This window comes from Kitasatospora sp. NPDC015120 (genome assembly GCF_043080305.1).
Classification (GTDB): Bacteria; Actinomycetota; Actinomycetes; order Streptomycetales; family Streptomycetaceae; genus Kitasatospora.
On sequence record NZ_JBIBVJ010000025.1, the window covers coordinates 1 to 9,635 of the forward strand.

Consider the following 9,635-nt stretch of genomic DNA (forward strand, 5'->3'; position numbering starts at 1 on the left):
CGCCCGGTTACATTCCGAACCCGGAAGCTAAGCCTCACAGCGCCGATGGTACTGCAGGGGGGACCCTGTGGGAGAGTAGGACGCCGCCGAACAAACTTTCTGGAGAAGCCCCCGCCGGTCATCGGTCGGGGGCTTCTCTGTTGTAAGGTCGACGTGCAGTAGTTGCCAGACGTGACAGGAGGCCCCCGGGTGGAGGTCCAGGAGACGCGGGTCCAGACCGATCGCGTCCTCACCATCCCCAACCTGCTGAGCATGGGCCGGCTGGTCGGTGTTCCGCTCTTCCTCTGGCTGATCCTCTGGCCGGTGTTCGACGGACCGAACAACGACGGTTGGGCCTTGCTGATCCTGATGCTCAGTGGCATCAGTGATTACCTGGACGGCAAACTCGCCCGGAGGTGGGGCCAGATCAGCCGGGTGGGGCAGCTGCTCGACCCGCTGGCGGACCGCCTCTATGTGTTCTCGACCCTCGTCGGCCTGACCTGGCGTGAGATCCTGCCGTGGTGGCTGACCGGTATCCTGCTGGCCCGCGAGGTGTTTATCGCGGCGCTTCTGCCGATTCTCAACCGGCACGGCTACGGACCGTTGCAGGTGAGTTTCCTGGGGAAGGCCGCGACATTCAATCTGATGTATGCGTTTCCGCTTCTGCTGCTGGGCTCCGGTGACAGCTGGATCGCCCAGCCGGCCGAGATCGTGAGCTGGGCGTTCATCTGGTGGGGGACCGTCCTCTACTGGTGGGCCGCCATTCTCTATGCGGTGCAGGCACGGCAGATCGTCCGCGGCCGGGCGGGCTCCTCGGTGTCCACCGTCTGAGACGTGATCTGAGAGAATCCCCACGGCGCCACGGTGCGTCGGACGAGAGCTTCCGGGTAGACCACCTCTGGAACGGTTTGATGGACCCGCAGGGCCCACCACCGCGAAGGAGGACGCACCCGTAATGAAAGCCGTTGTTATGGCAGGGGGCGAAGGCACTCGACTTCGCCCGATGACCTCCAGCATGCCGAAGCCGCTGCTTCCGGTCGCCAACAGGCCGATCATGGAGCACGTGCTTCGGCTGCTGAAGCGGCACGGTCTCTCCGATACCGTTGTGACCGTCCAGTTCCTGGCCTCACTGGTGAAGAACTACTTCGGTGACGGCGAAGAGCTGGGCATGCATCTCACCTATGCGAACGAGGAGACCCCACTCGGCACTGCGGGGAGTGTCAAGAACGCCGAGGACGCTCTCAAGGACGACTCCTTTCTGGTGATCTCCGGCGATGCGTTGACGGACTTCGACCTCTCGGAATTGATCGAGTTTCACCGCAGTAAGAACGCACTGGTCACCGTCTGCCTCACCAGGGTTCCGAATCCCCTGGAGTTCGGCATCACGATCACCGACGACGAGGGCCGGGTCGAGCGCTTCCTGGAGAAGCCGACCTGGGGACAGGTCTTCTCGGACACGGTGAACACCGGTATCTATGTCATGGAACCCGAGGTCTTCGACTACGTCGCGGCCGGAGAGTCCGTCGACTGGTCGAGTGACGTGTTCCCGCAGTTGCTCAAGGAGGGCAAGCGGGTCTACGGCTACGTGGCCGAGGGCTACTGGGAGGACGTGGGCACCCACGAGAGCTACGGCAAGGCCCAGGCGGACGTCCTGGAGGGCAAGGTCGACGTCGAGCTCGACGGGTTCGAGATCTCCCCGGGCGTCTGGGTGGCCGAGGGCGCCGAGGTGGACCCGGAGGCCGTGCTCCGCGGCCCGCTGTACATCGGGGACTACGCCAAGGTCGAGGCCGGCGTGGAGATCCGCGAACACACCGTGCTCGGCAGCAACGTCGTGGTGAAGCGCGGGGCCTTCCTGCACAAGGCGGTCGTCCACGACAACGTCTACGTCGGGCCGCAGAGCAATCTGCGGGGCTGCGTCGTCGGCAAGAACACCGATGTGATGCGGGCCGCGCGGATCGAGGACGGCGCGGTGATCGGGGACGAGTGCCTGGTCGGCGAGGAGTCGATCATCGCGGCCAACGTCCGGGTCTACCCGTTCAAGACCATCGAGGCCGGCGCGGTCGTCAACACCTCGGTGATCTGGGAGTCCCGGGGCCAGGAGCACCTGTTCGGAGTGCGCGGCGTCTCCGGGATCCTCAACGTCGAGATCACCCCGGAGCTGGCCGTCCGGCTGGCCGGGGCGTACGCAACGACCCTGAAGAAGGGCGCGACGGTCACCATCGCGCGTGACCACTCGCGTGGCGCGCGAGCGCTCAAGCGGGCGATGATCTCCGCCCTGCAGACCAGCGCGATCGACGTCCGGGACCTGGAGAACGTGCCGATGCCGGTGGCCCGGCAGCACACCGCGCGGGGCAGCGCGGGCGGGATCTTCCTGCGGACCACCCCCGGGGTGCCGGACTCGCTGGACATCCTGTTCTTCGACGAGCGCGGGGCCGACCTCTCCCAGGCCGGTCAGCGCAAGCTCGACCGCGTCTACGCGCGCCAGGAGTACCGGCGGGCCTTCCCCGGCGAGATCGGCGACCTCACCTTCCCGTCCAGCGTCTTCGACTCCTACGCGGGCAACCTGCTGCGGACCGTGGACATCACGGGCGTGCGGGAGGCGGGGCTGAAGGTGGTCGTGGACACCGCGCACGGCAGCGCGGGGCTCGTCCTGCCGAGCATCCTCGGCCGGCTCGGGGTGGAGGCGCTGACCGTCTCCAGCGGGCTCGACGAGGCGCGGCCGACCGAGGACGCGGAGGAGCGGCGGGCCGGCCTGGCCAGGCTCGGCGAGCTGGTCGCCTCCTCGCGCGCGGCCTTCGGCGTGCGCTTCGACCCGGTCGGCGAGCGGGTGGCCTTCGTGGACGAGCTGGGCCGGGTGATCGACGACGACCGGGCCCTGCTGGTCCTGCTGGACCTGGTCGCGGCCGAGCGGCGGAGCGGGCAGGTGGCGCTGCCGGTGACGACGACCCGGATCGCCGAGCAGGTCGCGGCGTACCACGGCACGCAGGTCACCTGGACCACCACGACGCCCGACGACCTGGCCAAGGCGGCCTCCGCCGAGGGCACGGTGTTCGGCGGCGACGGCCGCGGCGGCTTCGTGGTGCCCGAGTTCAGCGGGGTGCTGGACGGGGCGGCGGCGTTCGTCCGGCTGGTGGGCCTGGTGGCCCGCACCCAGCTGACCCTGAGCCAGATCGACGCGCGGATCCCGCAGGCGCACATCCGCCGGCGGGACATCGCGACGCCGTGGGCGGCCAAGGGCATGGTGATGCGCTCGGTGGTGGAGGCGGCCGGCAGCCGGCGGCTGGACACCACGGACGGCGTCCGGGTGGTCGAGGCGGACGGGCGCTGGACGCTGGTCCTGCCGGACCCGGCCGAGGCGGTCACCCACCTGTGGGCCGAGGGCCCGGACGACGCGGCGAGCGAGGCCCTGCTCGACGAGTGGGCGGCGGTGGTCGACAGCGCCGGGCGGTGAGCCCGGGGCGGGGCGGGGCGGCACCGGCCGCCCCGCCCCGCTGTCCGTTTCGGGTGGTTGGTCACGGTCCGTCGGGTTTGGCATGTCTGCAGCTCAGGGGGCGTGCACGGGGCCCTCCCGCGACATGGGACGATGGTCCGCATGTCAGCGACGCCGGGGCAGGGTGCCAGCAACGGACGGTACAACCGTCCGGACGCCTCGATGTCCCTGCTGACCAATGTGATGGACCACAGCCTGGACGAGGGCTACGCCGAGGCGGCGGCCGCACGGGGCGGCGACGGGCCGTACCGGATACCGGGGACGACGCGCGGTCTGCTGACGCTGGGGGCCGGACTGGCGCTCGTGGGCGCGGTGGTCACCGTCGGGGCGGTGAACGCGCACAAGGCGGAGCCGACGCTCGCCAAGGAGCGCGACGCCCTGATCCACCGGATCAACGACGCCAACGGCTCCGCCGACCGCCTCCAGCAGCAGGTCCAGGACCTGCGCCGGAAGGTCGAGAGCACCCAGCAGCAGGCGCTCGCCTCGGGCGGCGACTCGGCGGCGGTGGCCGGCGCGGTCGGCCTCGGCGAGGTGACCGGGCCCGGGGTGAAGCTGGTGGTGGAGGACGCGCCCGGCACCGGCGCGGGCGGGAACGTCGACCCGCGCGCCGGGCAGGGCTTCTCCAACAGCGGGCGGTTGCGGGACCGCGATCTGCAGCTGGTGGTGAACGGGCTCTGGGCCTCGGGCGCGGAGGCGGTCTCGATCAACGGGCAGCGGCTCACCGCGCTCTCGGCGATCCGCGCGGCCGGTGAGGCCGTCCTGGTGGACAACCGGCCGCTGGTGCCGCCGTACACCGTGCAGGCGCTCGGGGACGGCACGCGGCTGGTGAACGCCTTCGAGAGCGCCATGGCCGGCCAGTACCTGCGGCTGCTGCAGGAGAAGTACGGCATCAAGTCGAGCATCTCGGCGCAGAAGAGCCTCACGCTGCCCGCGGCCGTCGGGGTCACCCTGCGGACCGCCCAGCCCGTCACTCCCGAGCCCTCGCCGACCGCGAGCGCGGCCACGAGTCCGGGCGGCACGGCGAGCGGCGCGGCGGGCGGGCCGCCGAGCGGGAGCCCCGCCGCCGGAGCGGCGCCGTCGGGAAGCCCGTCCGCCGAGGCCTCGCCCTCGGCGAGGCCGAGCGGCAAGCGCTCGCCGAGTGCCCCGGCCACCAGAACCACGACCTCCCCCCGCCCGACCACCACGACCACCACCGGGTCGTCCTCCGCAGCGACAGGAGCCGCTACACCGTGATTGCCGTACTGGGTCTCGTGATCGGGGTCGTCGTCGGACTCTTCGTCCAGCCCGAGGTGCCCGACGCCGTGGTGCCCTATCTGCCGATCGCGGTGGTGGCGGCGCTGGACGCGGTGTTCGGCGGCGTCCGCGCGATGCTGGACGGGATCTTCGACGACAAGGTGTTCTTCGTGTCGTTCCTGTCGAACGTGGTGGTGGCGGCCCTGATCGTCTTCCTCGGCGACCAGCTGGGCGTCGGCTCGCAGCTGTCCACGGGTGTGGTCGTCGTCCTCGGCATCCGCATCTTCTCCAACGCCGCGGCGATCCGGCGCCATGTCTTCCGTGCCTGAGCCGGGCCGCGGGCGCGCGGCGGAGGAGGAGTCGGACGGATCGGCGGGAGAGGTCGTGCAGGACGAGAAGCGCGGGGAGGGGGCCGCGGACGAGGTGGTGACCACGCCGGCCGCTCCGGCGGCCGGGGCCCCGACGGAGGCGACGGCCGGGAAGGCGCCCGAGCGCGCGGCCGAGCCCGGTCCCGAGGCCGCTCCGCCCGCTGCCCGGCGCGCCCCCGCGGTGACGCCTGCGCCCGCGCGTGCGCCGGACGTGACGGCGGAGGCCACCGAGGCGGACTCCAGGACGCCGGACCCCGACGACGAGCCGGAGCCCGAGGACGACCTGGAGGAGCCCGAGCACCCCCCGATGTCGGTCTCCGCGTACACCGAGGACCGGCGCGCCGGACGGCGGCGGCTGATGGCCGCGCTGTGGCCGCCCCGGGTGTCGCGCGGTCAGCTGGTGGTGGCCCTGCTGCTGTTCTCGCTCGGTCTGGGGCTGGCGATCCAGGTCCGCTCGACCAACGACCACCACAGCCAGCTGCGCGGCGCGCGCCAGGAGGACCTGGTCCGCATCCTCGACGAACTGGACAGCCGTCAGCAGCGTCTCCAGCAGGAGAAGGCGGAGTTGGAACAGTCCCTGGCCAAGTTGGAGAACAGCTCCAACCAGGCCAAGGAGGCCCAGGAGCAGACCAGGAAGAAGGTGACGGAACTCGGCGTCCTCGCCGGGACCGTCCAGGCCACCGGTCCGGGCATCGTACTGACGGTCGATGATCCCCAAGGGCAGGTGAAGGCAGATATGCTGCTGGACACCCTGCAGGAACTCCGAGCGGCGGGGGCGGAGGCGATTCAGATCAACGATGTGCGCGTGGTGGTCAACACCTACTTCACGGACGTGTCCGGCGGCGGTGTGCAGATCGACGGCAAGAAGGTCTCGGCGCCCTACCGCTTCACCGTCGTGGGGAATCCGCAGGACCTCACGCCCGCGTTGAACATTCCGGGAGGTGTGGTCCGTACCCTGGAGAGTCACCAGGCGCGTGCGACCATCTCCCAGCAGCAGAAGGTGGTCGTCGACGCCCTCGTCGACCCCAGGACGCCGCAGTACGCCAAGCCGGCTCCGAAGTGACCGTCACGTTCGGAGTGCCACTCCAGCCGGCCCGGTCCACGACCGGTCCCGCACCCTGTCCGAGGTTCTCACCCTGCCCCACGGGCGGGTCTGTCACACGCAAGGGGATTCGCCCGTGAGTTTCTTCTCGAAGTTGTTCGGTCGTAACAAGGGTCGCAACGCGGCCGCGGCGGAGGCGCCCACCGCGCTGCACCGCCGGGACGACGAGCCCGCCGTGCCGGGCATGCGCTCCGCCCCGGAGGGCGCGGAGTACGCCGAGCGTCCGCTGTTCCGCGACGGTGCCCAGTACGCCGGGAATCAGGGGGGCTACGGCGCGTCGGTTGACCCCTCCGGCGCCCCGCGCATAGGTTTCCCGACAGGACCCTCAACCTCTGGTGGAGGGTTTGCTCCGGACCCGTACGCCGGGCACAACCCGTCGGGTGTGCCGCGCCAGGAGGCTGTGAACATGGCTGGCCCCACTCCGTGCCCCAGGTGCGGCAACCAGAACCCGGCCTCGGCCCGGTTCTGTTCCAACTGCGGTACGGCGCTGCGCGGCGGGCTGCTGCCCGAGGGATCGGCCGAGACCACCTCGACCATCTCGATCTCCGGCCTGGAGTCCTACGACCCCAACACCACGACCGGGACCGGTACGCCGGCCCTCTCGGCCGAGGTGCTGGCGGCGATCGACGCGCTGCCCCCGGGCTCGGCGCTGCTGATCGTCCAGCGCGGCCCGAACTCCGGCAGCCGGTTCCTCCTGGACTCGGACAAGACGACGGCCGGGCGTCACCCGCAGGGCGACATCTTCCTGGACGACGTGACGGTCTCCCGCAAGCACGTGGAGTTCCGTCGGACGCCGGGCGGCGGCTTCACCGTCGCCGACGTCGGCAGCCTGAACGGCACCTACGTCAACCGGGAGCGGATCGACGAGGTCGCGCTGAACAACGGCGACGAGGTGCAGATCGGGAAGTACCGGCTGGTCTTCTTCGCCAGCCACAACCGGGGGTACTGAAACCAACGTCGGCAGGAGCCCGAGTGAGTCCGAACACCTCTTCCTCTCCTCTCGGGGCGGCCACCCCCGCGCCGTCCGGCCCCCGGCCGGACCAGGGCGCGCGGGGGGCGGTCGCGGCCCCCAGGCAGCCGGTCCGCCCGGACCGGCCCGCCGGGCGGCGGCGCGGTGGTGACGAGCTGTTGAGCATCGGCGCCGTGCTGGCCTTCCTGCGCGACGACTTCCCCGAGGTCACCATCTCCAAGATCCGCTTCCTGGAGGCGGAGGGGCTGGTCGAGCCGCAGCGGACCCCCTCGGGGTACCGCAAGTTCAGCCCGGCCGACGTCGAGCGGCTGGCCTACGTGCTGCGGATGCAGCGTGACCACTACCTGCCGCTGCGGGTGATCCGCGAGCACCTCGACGCGATCGAACGCGGCGAGACCCCGCCCGCGCTGCCCGGGGCCGCGGACGGCCGGCCCGGGCCGCTGGAGGAGGCGGACCGCGAGCTGACCGCCTCGGCCGAGGCATCCGCCGGGGTCCGGCTGGGCCGGGCCGAGCTGCTGGCGGCCGCCGAGGCCGGCGAGGCCGAGCTGGCCGAGTGGGAGTCCTACGGGCTGGTCCTGCCCGGGCCGGACGGCGGCTACGACGGCGAGGCGCTGCAGGTCGCCCGGCTGGTGGCCGAACTCGGGCGGTACGGCCTGGAGCCGCGCCACCTGCGGGCCATGAAGGCCGCCGCGGAGCGGGAGGTCGCCCTGGTCGAGCAGGTCGTGGCACCGCTGCGGCGCCACCGCAACCCCCAGACCAGGGCCCATGCCGAGGCCACCGCCCGGGAGCTCGCGACGCTCTCCGTGCGGCTGCACGCGGCGATGGTCCAGGCGGGCCTGCGGGTCCGCTCATGACACCGGCCGCTCCGCCCCACGGCGCTGACCAGCGGCGTCGGCGCTGCGCTTTCATATCCGGGTCGGGAGCCATAGGGTTGCCTGTGTGAATGAGCTCGACGTCGTGGGTGTCCGGGTGGAGATGCCTTCCAACCAGCCGATCGTGCTGCTGCGGGAGGTCGGGGGCGATCGGTACCTGCCGATCTGGATCGGTCCCGGCGAGGCGACCGCGATCGCCTTCGCCCAGCAGGGCATGACGCCGGTGCGCCCGCTGACGCACGACCTGTTCAAGGACGTCCTGGAAGCGCTCGGCCAGCAGCTCACCGAGGTCCGGATCACCGACCTGCGCGAGGGCGTCTTCTACGCCGAACTGGTCTTCGCCGGCGGGGTGGAGGTGAGCGCCCGGCCGTCCGACGCGATAGCGCTGGCGCTGCGCACCGGCACGCCGATCTACGGGAGCGAGGAGGTGCTCGCCGAGGCGGGCATCGCGATCCCGGACGAGCAGGAGGACGAGGTCGAGAAGTTCCGCGAGTTCCTCGACCAGGTGTCGCCGGAGGACTTCGGCGGGGGCGGCCCGCAGTAGGGGTGCAGGAGGGGCGCAGGAGGGGCGGGGCCTCCCCGCGAGCGCGGTGGAACCGGCCGGTGGGCCGTTGAGCCGTAGGGGATACGGCTGTTTTGCCAAAATGCGTCCACCTACCCACACTAGGGGCACGAAAAACCACTCTCCTGAGTGACGCGGTCGGTTCGGCTCGGCGTGGCGATCGTTGACGGGCCATAGGGGACTGCCTACCGTCAGGAGGGGCTGCCCGGGTGCCCGACGCCCGAGGTTCGGGTTGCCCGCAGCACGAGTGGACGGAGGTAGGCATGACCGGCACTGGCGATGAAGTGGCCGCGGGAGGCCTGTGCGCCGTGCACCTGCCGCGCACCGCCCGCACGGTGACCGAACTGCCCCGGACGGCGGAGTTGCCGAGGGTGGGGAGGTTCCCGGCGGTACAGCCCGGCCAGCCGGCCCTGGAGCGGCTGTCGCCGACGTCCGAACTGATCGGCTACCGGGGCCCGACCGCCTGCGCGGCGGCCGGGATCACCTACCGCCAGCTGGACTACTGGGCCCGTACCGGCCTGCTGGAGCCCAGCGTCCGTTCGGTGTACCCGGCGAGCAGCCAGCGGCTCTACAGCTTCCGCGACATCCTGCTGCTGAAGATCGTCAAGCGGCTGCTGGACGCCGGCGTCTCGCTGCAGAACATCCGGGTGGCGGTCGCCCATCTGCAGGCCGCCGAGGTCGCCGACCTGGCCGGACTGACGCTGATGTGCGACGGCGCGACGGTGTACGAGTGCACCACGCCCCAGCAGGTGGTCGACCTCATGAAGGGCGGCCAGGGGGTCTTCGGGATCGCGGTCGGCGCGGTCTGGCGGGAGCTGGAGCTGACCCTGGTGCGGCTGCACGCGGAGCGGACGGACACCGGCGAGACGGTGGTCGGCCACGACCCGGCGGACGAGCTGGCGCAGCGGCGCAACCGGGCGGTCTAGCGGGTTCCCGTACGACGACGCCGTGGGGGCGGGCGGGGGCGGCGCCCGAGCCCCCCGCACCAGAGCGCCGCGACGGGGGGTGAAGCCTGGGGCCGTGGTTGTTGGTGGAGGGGTACATCCACAGTCGGCGGGG

General features: G+C 71.5%; 8 protein-coding genes, 1 rRNA gene and 1 pseudogene. All 10 read left to right on the top strand.

Translation table 11 applies throughout. The features are described 5' to 3' along the window. Positions 1-92 (top strand): 5S ribosomal RNA (gene rrf, locus ACF1AK_RS32330); the annotation flags it as partial. A gap of 97 nt (positions 93-189) precedes the next feature. Beyond that, on the top strand, positions 190-810 hold the full coding sequence (locus ACF1AK_RS32335; RefSeq protein WP_391502388.1) for a CDP-alcohol phosphatidyltransferase family protein: 621 nt from the start codon (positions 190-192) through the stop codon (positions 808-810). 124 nt (positions 811-934) lie between these two features. Next, positions 935-3,430 (top strand): sugar phosphate nucleotidyltransferase, encoded by a 2,496-nt coding sequence (locus tag ACF1AK_RS32340; RefSeq protein ID WP_391502389.1) that lies wholly within the window; start codon positions 935-937, stop codon positions 3,428-3,430. A 132-nt stretch (positions 3,431-3,562) separates the two neighbouring features. After that, positions 3,563-4,441: pseudogene (locus tag ACF1AK_RS32345) on the top strand (DUF881 domain-containing protein); the annotation flags it as partial. Between the two features lie 257 nt (positions 4,442-4,698). Beyond that, positions 4,699-5,031: a small basic family protein gene (locus tag ACF1AK_RS32350; protein ID WP_344340336.1), complete on the top strand. Its 333-nt coding sequence runs from the start codon at positions 4,699-4,701 to the stop codon at positions 5,029-5,031. 97 nt (positions 5,032-5,128) lie between these two features. After that, positions 5,129-6,133 carry a DUF881 domain-containing protein gene (locus ACF1AK_RS32355; protein WP_391502458.1) on the top strand — a complete coding sequence of 335 codons (1,005 nt, stop codon included), beginning with the start codon at positions 5,129-5,131 and terminating at the stop codon, positions 6,131-6,133. A gap of 445 nt (positions 6,134-6,578) precedes the next feature. Further along, the gene (locus ACF1AK_RS32360; RefSeq protein WP_030303564.1) at positions 6,579-7,121 is read left to right on the top strand and encodes an FHA domain-containing protein; all 543 of its coding nucleotides are present in this window, start codon (positions 6,579-6,581) and stop codon (positions 7,119-7,121) included. A 179-nt stretch (positions 7,122-7,300) separates the two neighbouring features. Then, positions 7,301-7,996: a MerR family transcriptional regulator gene (locus ACF1AK_RS32365; protein ID WP_391502390.1), complete on the top strand. Its 696-nt coding sequence runs from the start codon at positions 7,301-7,303 to the stop codon at positions 7,994-7,996. A gap of 85 nt (positions 7,997-8,081) precedes the next feature. Then, positions 8,082-8,558 (top strand): bifunctional nuclease family protein, encoded by a 477-nt coding sequence (locus ACF1AK_RS32370; protein ID WP_030062493.1) that lies wholly within the window; start codon positions 8,082-8,084, stop codon positions 8,556-8,558. 281 nt (positions 8,559-8,839) lie between these two features. Further along, positions 8,840-9,502 (top strand): MerR family transcriptional regulator, encoded by a 663-nt coding sequence (locus tag ACF1AK_RS32375; RefSeq protein ID WP_391502391.1) that lies wholly within the window; start codon positions 8,840-8,842, stop codon positions 9,500-9,502. Positions 9,503-9,635 lie beyond the last annotated feature (133 nt).

Excerpts from the sequence above, each read along its gene's own strand:
- ACF1AK_RS32375 (WP_391502391.1), top strand. The coding sequence starts at position 8,840 with ATGACCGGCACTGGCGATGAAGTGGCCGCGGGAGGCCTGTGCGCCGTG.
- ACF1AK_RS32340 (WP_391502389.1), top strand. The coding sequence starts at position 935 with ATGAAAGCCGTTGTTATGGCAGGGGGCGAAGGCACTCGACTTCGCCCG.
- ACF1AK_RS32360 (WP_030303564.1), top strand. The coding sequence starts at position 6,579 with ATGGCTGGCCCCACTCCGTGCCCCAGGTGCGGCAACCAGAACCCGGCC.